Here is a 14341-nt window from a genome sequence, read left to right as displayed (position 1 = left end):
GAAGTTTATGTTAAAAGAAATATTATAATTTATTCTATCGTCATCGATTTTAGTTTGGCTCTATAGGCCTCAAGAGCGATAGATTTGGAAATAAAACCATAATATTTACCCTCTTTGATTACCGGTAGAAAAACAACTTTCGCTTTTTCAAATTTATTCATTACCGTTTCCATACTATCTTCTGGGGATATTATTTCTATAGGCGGAATCATAACTTCTTTTATCAAAGTATATTTTACGCGATAGGGATTGAAAATAATTTCTCTAATGGTATTAAAATGAACGATTCCTATCATTTTTAGGTCCTTATCTACGACAGCAAAAATAACCTGATTGGAATGTGAAATTAAATCCACTAATTTTTCCAGATTTTCATCTGGAGAAACGGTTAAATAATCCGTTTGAATGATGGAATTAGTGTCTAATGTAGAGAGTACATTGGTGTCTTTATTGCTGGTAAAAGCATGTCCTTTTTTGGCTAAATTTTTTACATCCATCGAATGTTTTTCAAATCGTTTGGAAATAGCAAAACTGATAGAAGCAACAATCATTAACGGAATCATTAAGTTGTACCCTCCAGTGATTTCTGCGATAAGGAAAATCGCAGTTAATGGTGCATGAAACAAACCACTTAATATTCCGGCCATTCCTACCATTGTAAAATTACTGATTGGCAGTTTTGTCAATCCGGTAAGATTTAGAAATTTAGAAAAGAAAAAACCAACATAGGAGCCTAAAAATAGGGAAGGAGCGAAGTTCCCCCCATTTCCCCCACAACCGAGCGTAATTCCGGTTGCAAAAACTTTAAGCATCATCGTTACACCAACAAAGGCCAAAAGTGCCCAACTGTTATTTCTAAATCCATCAAACAGCGTATTTTCTAATAATTGGCCAGGATCATTTTCGGATAACGTTTTAATACTTTCATACCCTTCTCCAAAAAGCGTCGGGAAAATAAAAATTAGAATGGCCAAAACTGAAGCCCCAAAAAAAGCTTTTTTATAAGGGGAAAATTTAAGCTTTTCAAAAAAATGTTCTACTCTTTCAAAATTTCTAGAGTAATAAACAGAAATAAATCCGGTGAGTAATCCTAAAAGTACATAAAAAGGAATGTTGTGATAATCAAAAGTTTGTTGTTGTCTAAAGGACAATAAAATGGTCTCATCTAAAGCTATAACCGAAACTAATGCGCCTGTCGCAGCCGCAATCATAATGGGAGTAAATGCCGAAATACTGACATCGACCAATAAAACTTCAATCGCAAACAAAACTCCCGCAATAGGAGCATTAAAGGCAGCGGCAATACCAGCGGCAACACCGCAACCGATAAGGAGTGTTCGGTCTTTATAACTTAATTTATATTTTTGAGCATAATTAGAACCAAAAGCGGCGCCCGTAATTACAATTGGACTTTCTAAACCTGCCGAACCTCCTAAACCAACAGTTAGGGAACTCGTTACGATTTGGGCATACATTTGTTTTTTTGGAATAATACTCGCTTTTTTGGCAACAGCATACAAAATTTGAGAAGTTCCTTTTTCAATGGTTCCTCCCAAAACTCTTTTGACTACAAAAACGGTAAGTAAAATCCCAATGATTGGTAGAATACTATTGATGAATCCCAATTTTAAAATTCCACTGACATACGTAGCAAACGAGAAAACCCAGTGCGCAAAAGTTTTTAAAACGATAACTGCAAAAGCAGCGGAAATGCCAACTAATACAGCCGATAAAAAGATAAACTGCTTTGGCGTTAACATGGATTGCGCAAAAGCTATTATTATTTCTAACTTGGATAAATATTTTTTGAACATTATAATTTTTTAAAAGGGTGCAAAATTACTACTATTTTAAAGGCAACAAATATTTTTTAATGCTTCTTTTGTGCTTAATGGTTTTAAATTATTGTTTAAAACAAAATTCTGCACCGCCTCAGGATTGGTCTTTGCATATTCCCGTAAAGCCCAACCAATTGCTTTTTGGATAAAAAACTCTTTAGAATGCGCCTGTTTTAAGCATTCTGAAAATAAAAAATCAGAATTTGTTTTTTGTTTGTAATTCAATTGAAATAAAATAGCACTTCGGTTCAACCATATGTTCTCTGACTTTGAAAATCGTTCAATTACATTTTTGGTTTCCAATGGAAATTCCAATAAATATGCTCCTAAAATATATTTTGCAATCGTATCCACGCTATCCCACCATGAATTGTTGCCTATCAGTTTTTCAATCAGTTGAATATCTTCTTTTTTATAATTTCCTTTGAGTTCTTTTATTAAAATTTCAATGGCACAATAATGAAATTCCCGTTCTCGTTTTGAATATAAATCTAATACAATTGCTCTAGCGTTTGCTCTAATTTCTTGTTTGTTTTCTTTCCAAATTCCCTTGAAAATAAGTCTTCGTTCCTCTGTTTTTATTCCAAAAAACGAAAAATTATTCTTCATGTATTTTGCCATCGCAAAAGCATTTTCCGAATTGTTATTTGCTGTAAAAGCGTTTTCTAAAGCAAGTATAAAGTTCATAAATATTAAATTTTTAGTCATCCTGAGCGCAGTCGAAGGGCTAAAATCCAACCGCTTTATCGTCTCCTCTAAAATCAGCGCCACCTTCGAGTTTTTTACTTGGTAAAACTAAAATGGCATCCACTTTTCCTATTACGGGTGTTGTTTTTTCATTGATAAGATATCCTTTTGATTTTAAGTTTTCAAAGGTTTTAGTATCGAATGTATTGGGTTCAAAAGTTATTAAATCCGGTAACCATTGATGGTGAAAACGGGGTGCATTTACGGCTTCTTGCATACTCAAACGATACTCGTAAACATTTAATATCGTTTGCAATACTGATGTGATAATTGTAGAACCGCCCGGAGAACCCACAACCATAAATAATTTGCCGTTTTTCTCTACAATAGTTGGCGTCATAGAACTCAACATTCGTTTTTGTGGCGCAATACTGTTGGCTTCATTTCCCACTAATCCAAACATATTCGGTTCACCTGGTTTGGCACTGAAATCGTCCATTTCATTGTTTAGGAAAAAACCCAATTCATCACAGTAATATTTAGAACCATAACCATCGTTTAATGTTGTGGTGGCTGAAACTGCATTGCCAAATTGATCTACAATAGAATAATGGGTAGTCTCTGTACTTTCATTATAAGTTACTTTTCCTTTTTTTATATCCGATGATAAAGTGGCTTTTTCAAAACTAAAATTTGACATTCTTTGTTTCAAATAATCATCATCCATTAAGGCTTTCAAAGGGATTTTTACAAAATCAGGATCGCCCAGATAAAAACTTCTGTCCGCATAGGCTCTTCTTTCGGCTTCTACAATAACTTGAATGGCTTCGGTTGAGTTATGTCCCATTTTAGCCAGGTCGAAAGGTGCAATCATTTTAAATATTTCAGCCAGACAAATTCCGCCACTGCTGGGTGGAGGCATAGAAATTACTTTTAAATCCTTGTAATCAAAAGTAAGTGGTGTTCTCCATTTGGATTCGTATTTAGCCAAATCTTCCAAAGTGATTATCGCTCCTTTTTCCTGAAGATATTTAACTAATATTTTAGCAGTTTTCCCTTTGTAAAATTCATCTCTGCCATTTTTTGAGATCCTTTTCAATGTAGCTGCCAGAGCAGGATATTTTATAACATCATTTTCTTTGAAAGCAGTTGCAAATAATGTTTTGTCTCCATTTATTTTTATGATTTTGGCTCGATAAGAAGCCAATCGTTCTTCTTGTTTTTTGGTCACAATAACACCTCTTTCTGCTAATGCAATTACAGGTTTCAGAATTTCTTCAATCGGTAATGAACCCAATTTTTCATGAACTGCAAAAATACCAGCAATTGTTCCAGGAACTCCAATGGCAAGAGGAGATTCGGTACTTTTTCCTTTTATAACATTTCCTTTTTCGTCAAGAAACATGTCTTTCGTGGCTGCTAATGGCGCTTTTTCGCGGTAATCCAATGAACCAATTTCGCCGTTTGCTTTTCGATACACCATAAAACCACCACCGCCAAGATTTCCTGCAAACGGGTAGGCTACCGCCAAAGCCAATTCGGTTGCAACCATAGCATCAAAAGCATTCCCTCCTTTTCTCATAATTTCAACTCCAATTTTTGAAGCTTCTTCACGTGCCGAAACGACCATTGCTTTATTAGCAACTAGTCCTGTTGGTTGAACCATTACATTTTGGGTTTTGCAACCAATAGAAAGAACACTCAATAGAATAATAATTTTTTTCATTCGAATACTATAAATTTAAAAACCAACGGCTTTGTTGTCACCTCTTTTATCTGCGCCACCTTCCAATTTTCCATTAGGTAAAATCAAAACAGCATCTACTTCGCCAATGATTTCTTTGTTTTTTTCATTGATAAAATATCCTTTTCCTTTCAATTGTTCTAATAGATCCTTAGCGAAAGAATATGGTTCAAAAGTAATTTCATCAGGTAACCATTGATGATGAAAACGGGGCGCATTTACTGCTACTTGCATGCTCATGCCAAATTCATACACATTCAATATCGTCTGTAAAACCGATGTAATTATAGTTGAACCCCCAGGTGTACCCACAACCATAAAAAGTTTCCCTTCTTTTTCCACAATCGTTGGTGACATGGAACTTAACATTCTTTTTCCGGGAGCAATGCTATTGGCTTCGCTTCCAGTCAATCCGTATAAATTTGGAACTCCCGGTTTGGCGCTGAAATCGTCCATTTGATTATTCAAAAAGAAACCCAATTCATCACAATATATTTTAGAACCATAATTATCATTTAAAGTAGTTGTTGCCGAAACAGCATTTCCTTTTGAATCTACAATAGAATAATGCGTAGTTTGGTTGCTTTCATATCCTTTGATTACTCCATGGGCAATATCAGAGGATTTTGAAGCTTTATCTAATGAAAAATCACTCATTCTTTTTTCTAAATAGGATGGATTTACTAATTCTTTCAACGGAAGTTTTACAAAATCTGGATCACCCAAGAAGTAATTTCTGTCGGCATAGGCTCTTCGCTCTGCTTCAGTGATTATTTGAATCGTTTTTACGCTGTTGTGTCCCATTTGTGAAAGGTTGAAAGGCTCAATCATTTTCATGATTTGATTCAGACAAATTCCGCCACTGCTGGGAGGTGACATGGAAGTAATTTTTAAATTTTTATACTGAAAAGTAATTGGAGTTCTCCATTTGGCATTATAACTGTTTAAATCTTCTAATGTGGCATTTCCGCCTTTTTTAGCAAGAAAAGCAACTAATTTTTGAGCCGTTTCTCCTTTATAAAATTCGTCCCGACCGTTTATGGCAATTCGTTTTAATGTGGCTGCCAAAGCAGTATATTTTATCGTGTCATTTTCTTTATATGCTTTGGAAAGCAAACTATTCGGGCCATTACTTTTCAGGAAAGAAGCTCTATAATAGGCCAAGCTTTCAGCTTGAAATTTAGTGACAACAACACCTCTTTCAGCCAAAGCAATTACAGGTTTCAGAATTTCACTTATAGGTAAAGAGCCATATTTTTTGTGTACTTCAAATATTCCTGCTATGGTACCCGGAATTCCGGATGCCAAAGCGGTTTCTCTACTTTTACCCGCTATTACATTTTTTTTTTCGTCCAGAAACATATCTTTAGACGCTGCCAAAGGTGCTTTTTCTCTGTAATCGATAGCTCCAGTTTTACCATTGGCTTTTCTGAAAACCATAAAACCGCCGCCGCCAATATTTCCTGCCTGAGGATGGGAAACGGCCAGGGCCAGTTCAGTGGCTACCATAGCATCAAAAGCATTCCCGCCTTTTTTCATGATTTCGACCCCAATTTGTGAAGCTTCTTCACGCGCTGAAACAACCATTGCTTTTGTTGTGACTAAACCAGTTGGTTGAACAGTTTTTTCATTCGATTTGCAACCTAAAACAGCAAATGCAAGGAGAAAAAGTATTTTTTTCATAGGGTTCTTATTTTATTATTGGAATGGATTATCAGTTCTTCAAAAAAATTGGTGAACTCGTTTTCAAATTCCGAATAAAATTCCGAAAGTTCATTAGTGGCAAATCTCATTTTAGATTCATTTTTAGTCCGATGATCCATTTGAGTCAAAATTTGATTAATTCCTTCAACTGTTTGATAACTCACCAACCAATTTTGTTGGATCATATACGGCATTATTTGCTGGGTTCTTTCAGATAGAATCGCAGTATTGTCTTGTAAAGATTGATAAAAGCGGGCTACAAATTCCTCCAATTTCTCATTTGAATAGTTCTTCCAGTTTTTAGCCAAAAAATGGTCGTAAAAAACATCTACAATTACACCCGCGTAATGATGGTATTTCGCATGTAGTTTTTTGGTGCTTTGTCTAAAAATGGGATGAGCGTCAGTAAAAGTATCGATGGCTCGATGCAGAATGATCCCTTTTTGAATTTCTAAAGGATAACTTTCAAAATGTTTCCCCCGAATTCCATCGGCCATAAAATTGCCTATTTTGATTAAATCATTGTCACCGGAAAGATAGATGTGTGCTAGAAAATTCATTCGCCTAATTTAGGAATTTAAATGATGATTTTTGAATTCTAAATGACTTTTATAAACCGTCAATTATTATATTTGCGGGCAATTTAAAATTTAGGATTCAAAATTTAAAATAATAATCAATGACTTTAATAAAATCAATATCAGGAATTCGTGGGACTATAGGCGGTAAAGTGGGCGATAATCTTACACCGGTTGATGCGGTTAAATTTGCTTCGGCGTACGGAACTTGGTTGAAAAAATATATTGGGAAAGAAAAAATCACTGTTGTAGTAGGTCGTGACGCCCGTATTTCGGGACCAATGATTCACAATTTGGTGGTAAATACTTTAATTGGTTTAGGAATTGACGTGATTGATTTGGGTCTTTCGACAACGCCAACGGTTGAAGTTGCTGTTCCGTTAGAAAAAGCCGAGGGTGGAATTATTCTTACCGCTTCGCACAATCCAAAACAATGGAATGCCTTGAAATTATTGAACGAAAAAGGAGAATTCCTGAATGGAGAAGAAGGACTTAAAATTCTTGAAATTGCAGAAGCAGAAGCTTTCGATTTCTCGGATGTAGATGATTTGGGAGTCATTATGATTAACGATGCGTACATGGATATTCATATTGATGAAGTCTTGAATTTATCATTAGTTGATGTTGATGCAGTAAAAGCCGCTAAATTCAAAGTGGTGGTTGATGGTGTAAATTCTTCGGGAGGAATTATTATTCCAAGATTATTGGAATTAATGGGCGTTGAAGTAGTAGAATTATACTGTGAACCGAATGGTCATTTTCCTCACAATCCCGAACCTTTAAAAGAACATTTGACGGATATTTCGGAATTGGTTGTAAAAGAAAAAGCGGATTTAGGAATTGTGGTTGATCCTGATGTGGATCGTTTGGCTTTCATTTGCGAAGACGGTGAAATGTTTGGAGAGGAATATACTTTGGTGGCTTGTGCCGATTATGTATTGAGTAAAACTCCGGGTAACACCGTTTCGAATATGTCATCTTCCCGTGCGTTGCGTGATGTGACAAATGCGCATAACGGAAGCTACGAAGCCAGTGCGGTAGGTGAGGTGAATGTAGTGGAATTAATGAAGAAGAATAACGCTGTAATAGGTGGTGAAGGAAACGGTGGGATTATTTATCCGGAATTGCATTACGGACGTGATAGTTTGGTGGGAGTAGCCTTGTTTTTAACACATTTGGCCAACAAAAAAATGACAGTTTCTGCTTTGCGTGCTTCGTATCCGGAATATTACATGAGCAAAAACAAAATTGAATTAACGCCACAAATTGATGTTGATGCGATTCTTGTTGCCATGACGGAAAAATATAAAAATGAAGATATTACTACTATTGACGGTGTAAAAATTGATTTTGCTGAAAATTGGGTTCACTTAAGAAAATCGAATACGGAGCCAATTATACGTATTTATACCGAAGCGGCTTCTCAAGAAAAAGCAGATGCTTTGGCGCTAAGAATTATTGACGAAATAAAAACAGTTGCCGGAATATAATTTAGCATTTTTAAATAAACAGAACCCTTTCAAAATAGTATTTGAAAGGTTTTTGTTTTTTAAGATACAGCATAAAATGAAATTAAAAATTCACTCTAAAACTTATATTTGGCGTTAAGCCAAGCGATTTATTATCTACTTGAACGACATCATTCGAGTCATTTGGATTGACTTTGTAATACCGATTGATAACATTATCTTTGTTGGTAGCATTAATTACACCGGTAGTAAAAGAAGCTTTAATAGATTCCGTCAGGTTGAAATTGTAATTTAAAGAAGCGTCTAAACGGATGAAATCATTTAAATTTTCTCTGTTTGGCGAATCATAGTTCACCATGGTAGTATTTCCGTTTTGTATGGTTTCTTTACCTCCAATTGGTTTTGTATACGGCTGACCATTTCTCCAAATACCACCAACAGCAATTTTTAGATTTTTACGAATATTGTAATAAAAACCAAGTGATACAGAATGCCTTATATCTACATTATTAGGAAAGGTTGAGGGCGTAAAAGTATCAAATTCATAGTCATTTGTACTAAATGTGTAACTTACCCAAACGCTATATTGACGTGCTGTTTTATTGGCTAAAAATTCAAAACCTTTGGCGGTATAACTTCCATTTGCATTATTAAACTGAAAGCTGTTGTAGAAACCCTGATTAGAAGCCGTGATGCCGTCAACTATCTTATAAAAACCTGTAGCTTCAATATTTAGTTTGTCTTTATTGAATTCCACACCAAAAGAACCTTGTTTGCTCGTTGCAATTGGAATGTCTTTATCGGTTACTAAAACCCAACGTCTTTTTTCGACACCTAAAAAATCATCTTCAAAATCCACGATTTGAGTAGTAGATTGATTTTTGAATTCCCCTTCTAATTTTAAAGCAAATTGATCAGATAATTTCTGTCTGATGTTTAATCTTGGCTCGACTAAAAGCTTTTCAAATTTTTGAAAATAATTCAAACGCAATCCAACTCTTAAATAGGTATTGTTTTTATTGTATTCCACCTCAGAAAATAAGGCGTGATTTAATAAAACATCTTTTTTAGTGCTAGAGTAAAACGGAGCACTAACGGTGGTTTGGTTCAACATCCCCGTTTCATTGAATTGGTATCCAAACAAGAAATTTAAGTTGTCATTAGTTTTGTAATGTGTATTGAGTTTAACTCCAGTTTCCAGCACTTCATTAGCTTCAGTCAAGCGCTGATCCGTTTCCACTCTGTAATCCGCAGCGTCAATATTATATTTGGAAAAGTAAGTGATGAAGTTTGAACTTAATTTTGAATTCCATTGTGCTTTCCAATTTCCTCCGTAACCAATATTTTTCTGGGATAAATTACTGGTTTTAGATTGGGTTTGGTTTGAATTTGTAATGCGGCTTTCTGAATAATCCAAAGCGTTATTGATGCCAATAATATTCGCTCTGAATTGATGTTTTTCATTCAAATCGAAAAGTAATTTAGCGGTATAATCATAAAAGTAAAAATCAGAAGACGTATTATTCTGGTCACTATCTGCATTGATTTCAGTATCTTGAAAACTACGGTCAAAGTATTTAGTGTACGTAGGAGATTTATACAAATCAGTAATCGAACGACGTCCTGAAATATGAAGTTCTAATTTTTTAGTTATCGGAATTTCTAAAAAGGCATCAGCACTAATCAAGTTAATTCCTCCGCCTCCAGAAAAAACGGTTGTAACATCGTCTTTGGTTTGCATGTTTATCGTACTGGAAACTCCATCGCTGTATTCCGCACTTGTTCCGTTTTTACTAACGATAACTTTGTTGGTCAGATTGGGATTGTAAGCCGATATTAGTCCAAAGAAATGGCCGGAATGGTACATTTTAATATTATCCCAAAGCACTAAATTCTGGTCGTTAGTTCCTCCACGCACGTTGATGTTAGCAATACTTTCATTGGTGCTTTCCACACCGGGAAGCGCTTGTATGGATTGTAAAATATCGGGTTCTATTAATCCGGGGAGAATACCGAATTTTTTAGTGTTTAAAACCGTACTTCCGTCTAAATATTTTTGTAATCCGGGAGTTAAATAGACATTAATCAAAACCTGATTCAATTCTTCATTTTTTGTGGAAAGAACAATTTCTTTGCAATTGTTTTGTGCTGAAAATAACTCATTTGCCGCCAATTGTCTGGATTCAAAACCCAAATAGGAAATGGTTAACGTTGCATTTATGGGTATATTCTGTAAATTGAATTTACCATTTTCATTTGTAATTACACTTCTTCCAATGTCATTTACAACTACTGAAGCACCAATAAGAGGCGTTTTTTTTTCGTTGGATAAAACAATTCCGCAAATGGATATCGTTTTGTTTATGGTCGAAACAGTAACATATCGATTGTCTAAAGCTTTGAAATTTAAAAGTGTTTTCGAATTTAAATAAGCTATCGTTTCTTTTAATGTAAAGGAAGTATCTGGTTTTTCAATTGCAATAGCGGCTACATCTGCAACGGCATACGAAAACTTAATGCTAAATTGTTTTTCGACAGCCACAATGACCTCCGTTAAAGGGATTTTATTAGCGTTATTTTGTCCATAACAAATACTTCCCATACAAAGGAGCAAATAAACCAGCCATTTATTTAACATCATAGTTGTAAAATATAACGGTTTTACCTTGAATCCTGTAACTTAATTGAAGCGGAATTGTAACCGCCTGAAGCGCTATTTCTTTATTAGTATGTGTAAAACTTCCTGTAAACAGTTTAGAAGTATCTACGCCTTCTACTTTAATTTTTATATCGTATTGACGCTCCAGTTCTGAAATAACTTGATTTAATGGAATTTTCTTAAAACTCGATTCTTGTTGAATCCACGAAGGATTTTGGGCATTAAAATCTTCAACATTTTCGATAATGCCATTTATAACTCGGAATGTTTTTCCGGGAGGTAATTTAATAGTTTTATTATTATGCGTTACACTGACCAAACCTTCGTAACAATTTACTTCAAAATAGTTTTTGCGTTCTTTGACATTAAAATGTGTCCCCAGAACTTTAACAACCCCAACCTCTGTATTTACACTAAAAGTTTGTCCTTTTTGTACCTTAAAATAAGCTTCTCCTTTTAACGTTAAATCTCTTTTGTCAGCCCATTTTTTTTCGTTAAAAGTTAATTTTGAAGCGGAATTTAATATCACTTCTGAATTGTCCGGTAATGTAACCGTTTTTGTTTGTGCTATTTGAGTTTCGAAAGATTTAGTGTTGTTAAAAAACAAGAAATAGGCTGAGGTCAACAAAACAACCAAAACTGCAGCAACGCTGTAGAATGCTTTGAAGTTTAAAGTTCTGACTTTTGTTTTCTTTTTAGAATGGTTTCGGGACTTAAAAGCTTCCAAGGCAGCGTGGGTATCTACTTTTGGAGTTTCCAATTGTGATGCATAATGAGCAATTTTTTCAAGTGTTTCTAAATCTTCAGATTGTTTCAAATCTTCAATTTCTTTACTTGAAAGCTCATTATTGAACCATTTTAATATTTCTTTTTCGGTTTTCATTTTATCTCTCTATGTTTATAAGACAACTAACTTTTAAATTACCCTATAGCTAAATGACTAATTATATATTCTCTATTTGGGCTCTTAATAGTTGCAGCGCACCGGACATCCTTTTTTCTACGGTTTTTGGGGAAATATCAAGCAGTTCAGTTATTTCTCTGTATTTTTTTCCATCGATTCGATTCATTAAAAATACTTCTCGCTGCACTTCACTTAATGAGGCGATAGCTTTTGTGAGTTTTTGTTTGAATTCTTCTTCTTCGAATAGATATTCTGGACTTTGATTATTGGTGTCTAAATTTGGAGCGTCTTTAGCATATCTTAATACTACTTTTTGATGCTTTATGTTATTTAGAAATAAATTATTGATACTGGTAAATAAATACGTTTTTACTTTACTAAAGTCAATTTTGGAACAATTCTCCCAAATTTTGGTAAATGCATCTTGAACCAAATCTAATGCAGCTTCGTCATCACCACATTTGTAATAAGCAAAATTATTTGCTGATTGCACATGCTTTAGATAAAAATCTCTAAAGTGATTTTCGTCACAAAGTTTACTGTTTTCGTCGCTCATTTAGTATTAATTCATTTTTGTAGGTTGTAAAAGTAAATTATTTTTTTAAAAAGCAATTAGGTTAATTAGAATTGGTTTTTTATAAAAAATATTTTAAAAGTTAGCTTATTGATTTATAGTATTTTATGGATTTATTTGTAAAATTTTATATTTTTTTTAAAATTTAAGTAGGGTAAAAAGAAAGCTAGTTGTCTTACTAATAGAAAGGCGTTAAAAACATCGCTTGTAAATATAAAAAATACATTAAATTTGAAAATTATGAAAAAATTAAAAATTGTTACAGGAATTGCATTGATGGCCATCTTAGGATTTACATCATGTCAAAGTGAAATTGATGACGTACAAGGAGAAAATCCAAATACAAATTCGGCGAACTCCACTACAACAAGTAATTTAAAACGTAGTGCTATGTATGATGGTTCATTTGATGATTTCTTGGATGGAGCGTCATGTTCTTCCATTTTATTACCAGCTACCGCTAAAATAAATGGAGTTCAGGTTTCTATTTTAAGTCAATTGGATTACCAACAAGTGATTTCTATTTTTGGACAGTCAAATAATGATCAAGATACCGTTGTATTACAATTTCCTTTAAAAGTTAAACTAAGTAACTATACGGAGGCCACCGTTAATAATCAAACTGAGTATAATGCTATTCTTAATGCGTGTACATCAGCGGAAAGTTCTGGTCAAGATGCTATTTCTTCTGTAAATATTAGTTTCCCAATTACAATTTTAACTTATAATTTAAGTTTACAACAAACAGGAAGTATTGTCATCACATCCGAACAACAATTATATACGTATATGTCTAATGTAAGTAGCACAGAATTATTTTCGGTAAAATACCCGATTTCAGTTACAATTGCTGATGGAACGAAAACAACTGTTTCAAGTGATGCTGAATTGCAATCCAGTATTAACGCATCTCTAAAAACAGAAGCAACAATGGCAGCAGCAGTTGAAAATTCAAAAAAATTAGAAACTATTTTAGTTAATGGAAAATTTAAAGTAGATTCATTTGTAAGCGCTGGAGTTAACTCAGCAACAAATTATAAAGATTTTACGGTAGATTTTGCAAATAATTTATCGGTAAGTGCTGTAAACCTACTGAATACAACTGTAAATGGTACTTATGCAGTAAGCTCAGAATTAGATGTTTTGCTAAAACTAAATTTTACTGGTAACGCTACGTTTACTTTATTAAATAATAATTGGAAAGTAACAAGTTTTACTGCTTCAACAATATCATTACAAAGTACAACTAATACAGCTGTTACATTAGTGTTAAAACAAATATAAGCTACATTTAGTTGATGCTTTTTAAAAGAACAGCTACTTATCTTGATGTAGCTGTTCTTTAAAAATAAACTTATAATACAAAAGAGAATAATGAAAAAAGTAATTGCAATGCTAACAATGGGTTTCGTCCTATTTGTGTCCTGTTCAAAAGATGATGATCTTGAAACCAGTGAAACTATAAATCCTGTCACTAATAAACAAACTACCGGAAGTTCTTCTAATGATTTATTGTCGGATAAAAAGTTTACCAGTATGGTTATAGAGATCGTTTACGTTCAGGGCTTTGAGCCATCAACAACTGCGATTACTAATTTAGTGTCTTTTCTTAATGCCAGAACTTATAAACCAAACGGAATAAGTATTGTAAAAAGAGCCATACCATCAACGGGGAAAGCAACTTTTACCGACAAGGAAATTGTAGCAATAGAAGATGCGAACAGAACAAAATTTAATACATCAAATCAAATTGCGGTTTGGGTCTTTTTTACAGATGGAAAATCATCAAGTGATACCAGTACATCAGTTATTTTAGGTACAGCTTATAGGAATACCTCTTTAGTTATTTATGAGCAAACAGTTCATGGTTTGAGCGACAGTTCATTTGAACCGAACAGAAGCTTATTAGAAACAACAGTCATTACGCATGAATTAGGACATATTTTGGGCCTTACCAATTTAGGTACCCCGTTACAAAGTAATCATGAAGACGCAGCCCATCTCAAGCATTGCAATGTAGAAAGTTGCTTAATGTATTGGTCATCAGAAACAGGAAAGGGAATTGCAAATATGGTTTCCGGAGGTTCAGCACCACAACTGGATGCGCAATGTATTGCAGATCTTCGTGCCAATGGAGGAAAGTAAAATTTAAAAAATAGCAGCATATCTCAATAAAAAACAAAT

11 protein-coding genes are annotated in these 14341 nt (G+C 34.0%); 3 read left to right on the top strand and 8 right to left on the bottom strand.

Annotated features, from left to right (window positions below; genetic code table 11):
* Nucleotides 1–29: 29 nt before the first annotated feature.
* The 5 genes from ACM55M_RS04565 to ACM55M_RS04545 are packed head-to-tail and all read right to left on the bottom strand — an operon-like array spanning nt 30 to nt 6533.
* The gene (locus tag ACM55M_RS04565) at nt 30–1814 is read right to left on the bottom strand and encodes a chloride channel protein (RefSeq protein WP_416856371.1); all 1785 of its coding nucleotides are present in this window, start codon (nt 1812–1814) and stop codon (nt 30–32) included.
* Nucleotides 1815–1850: 36 nt separating this feature from the next.
* Complete coding sequence (locus ACM55M_RS04560; RefSeq protein WP_416856370.1) at nt 1851–2525, bottom strand: DNA alkylation repair protein; 675 nt, start codon at nt 2523–2525, stop codon at nt 1851–1853.
* Nucleotides 2526–2565: 40 nt separating this feature from the next.
* Nucleotides 2566–4251 carry a gamma-glutamyltransferase gene (ggt, locus tag ACM55M_RS04555; protein WP_416856369.1) on the bottom strand — a complete coding sequence of 562 codons (1686 nt, stop codon included), beginning with the start codon at nt 4249–4251 and terminating at the stop codon, nt 2566–2568.
* Nucleotides 4252–4266: 15 nt separating this feature from the next.
* Complete coding sequence (ggt, locus tag ACM55M_RS04550; RefSeq protein ID WP_416856368.1) at nt 4267–5952, bottom strand: gamma-glutamyltransferase; 1686 nt, start codon at nt 5950–5952, stop codon at nt 4267–4269.
* A complete protein-coding gene (locus ACM55M_RS04545; RefSeq protein ID WP_416856367.1) occupies nt 5949–6533 on the bottom strand; it encodes an acyl carrier protein phosphodiesterase in 585 nt (194 codons plus the stop codon). Before ACM55M_RS04545 ends, ggt (ACM55M_RS04550) begins: the two co-directional genes overlap by 4 nt.
* A 119-nt stretch (nt 6534–6652) precedes the next feature.
* Between ACM55M_RS04545 and glmM the strand changes: the two genes are divergently transcribed.
* Nucleotides 6653–8041 (top strand): phosphoglucosamine mutase, encoded by a 1389-nt coding sequence (glmM, locus tag ACM55M_RS04540; RefSeq protein ID WP_416856366.1) that lies wholly within the window; start codon nt 6653–6655, stop codon nt 8039–8041.
* 82 nt (nt 8042–8123) lie between these two features.
* On the opposite strand, the gene ACM55M_RS04535 is transcribed toward glmM, so the two are convergent.
* From ACM55M_RS04535 to ACM55M_RS04525, 3 genes are all read right to left on the bottom strand, one after another.
* Nucleotides 8124–10661: a TonB-dependent receptor gene (locus ACM55M_RS04535; protein WP_416856365.1), complete on the bottom strand. Its 2538-nt coding sequence runs from the start codon at nt 10659–10661 to the stop codon at nt 8124–8126.
* Entirely contained in the window at nt 10648–11562 is a 915-nt protein-coding gene (locus ACM55M_RS04530; protein WP_416856364.1) for a FecR family protein, read from the bottom strand. Before ACM55M_RS04530 ends, ACM55M_RS04535 begins: the two co-directional genes overlap by 14 nt.
* 61 nt (nt 11563–11623) lie before the next feature.
* Nucleotides 11624–12139: an RNA polymerase sigma factor gene (locus ACM55M_RS04525; RefSeq protein ID WP_416856363.1), complete on the bottom strand. Its 516-nt coding sequence runs from the start codon at nt 12137–12139 to the stop codon at nt 11624–11626.
* Between the two features lie 258 nt (nt 12140–12397).
* Here ACM55M_RS04525 and ACM55M_RS04520 point away from each other — a divergent pair, with 258 nt between their 5' ends.
* Both ACM55M_RS04520 and ACM55M_RS04515 read left to right on the top strand, forming a co-directional pair.
* Nucleotides 12398–13441, top strand: coding sequence for a hypothetical protein (locus ACM55M_RS04520; protein WP_416856362.1), 1044 nt, complete (start codon nt 12398–12400; stop codon nt 13439–13441).
* A 90-nt stretch (nt 13442–13531) separates the two neighbouring features.
* On the top strand, nt 13532–14302 hold the full coding sequence (locus tag ACM55M_RS04515) for a zinc metalloprotease (protein WP_416856360.1): 771 nt from the start codon (nt 13532–13534) through the stop codon (nt 14300–14302).
* Nucleotides 14303–14341 lie beyond the last annotated feature (39 nt).

Origin of the sequence: Flavobacterium galactosi (assembly GCF_048158585.1) — a bacterium.
Taxonomy (GTDB): Bacteria; Bacteroidota; Bacteroidia; order Flavobacteriales; family Flavobacteriaceae; genus Flavobacterium; species Flavobacterium galactosi.
Note: the sequence above shows the minus strand (reverse complement) of the source record. Positions and strands in the feature narration are given on the sequence as shown.

What these genes read in the sequence shown, in the direction of transcription:
- ACM55M_RS04520 (WP_416856362.1), top strand. Translation starts at nt 12,398, where the DNA reads ATGAAAAAATTAAAAATTGTTACAGGAATTGCATTGATGGCCATCTTA.
- ggt (WP_416856369.1), bottom strand. Translation starts at nt 4,251, where the DNA reads ATGAAAAAAATTATTATTCTATTGAGTGTTCTTTCTATTGGTTGCAAA.
- ACM55M_RS04525 (WP_416856363.1), bottom strand. Translation starts at nt 12,139, where the DNA reads ATGAGCGACGAAAACAGTAAACTTTGTGACGAAAATCACTTTAGAGAT.
- ACM55M_RS04535 (WP_416856365.1), bottom strand. Translation starts at nt 10,661, where the DNA reads ATGATGTTAAATAAATGGCTGGTTTATTTGCTCCTTTGTATGGGAAGT.
- ACM55M_RS04560 (WP_416856370.1), bottom strand. Translation starts at nt 2,525, where the DNA reads ATGAACTTTATACTTGCTTTAGAAAACGCTTTTACAGCAAATAACAAT.
- ACM55M_RS04515 (WP_416856360.1), top strand. Translation starts at nt 13,532, where the DNA reads ATGAAAAAAGTAATTGCAATGCTAACAATGGGTTTCGTCCTATTTGTG.
- ggt (WP_416856368.1), bottom strand. Translation starts at nt 5,952, where the DNA reads ATGAAAAAAATACTTTTTCTCCTTGCATTTGCTGTTTTAGGTTGCAAA.
- ACM55M_RS04565 (WP_416856371.1), bottom strand. Translation starts at nt 1,814, where the DNA reads ATGTTCAAAAAATATTTATCCAAGTTAGAAATAATAATAGCTTTTGCG.
- glmM (WP_416856366.1), top strand. Translation starts at nt 6,653, where the DNA reads ATGACTTTAATAAAATCAATATCAGGAATTCGTGGGACTATAGGCGGT.
- ACM55M_RS04530 (WP_416856364.1), bottom strand. Translation starts at nt 11,562, where the DNA reads ATGAAAACCGAAAAAGAAATATTAAAATGGTTCAATAATGAGCTTTCA.
- ACM55M_RS04545 (WP_416856367.1), bottom strand. Translation starts at nt 6,533, where the DNA reads ATGAATTTTCTAGCACACATCTATCTTTCCGGTGACAATGATTTAATC.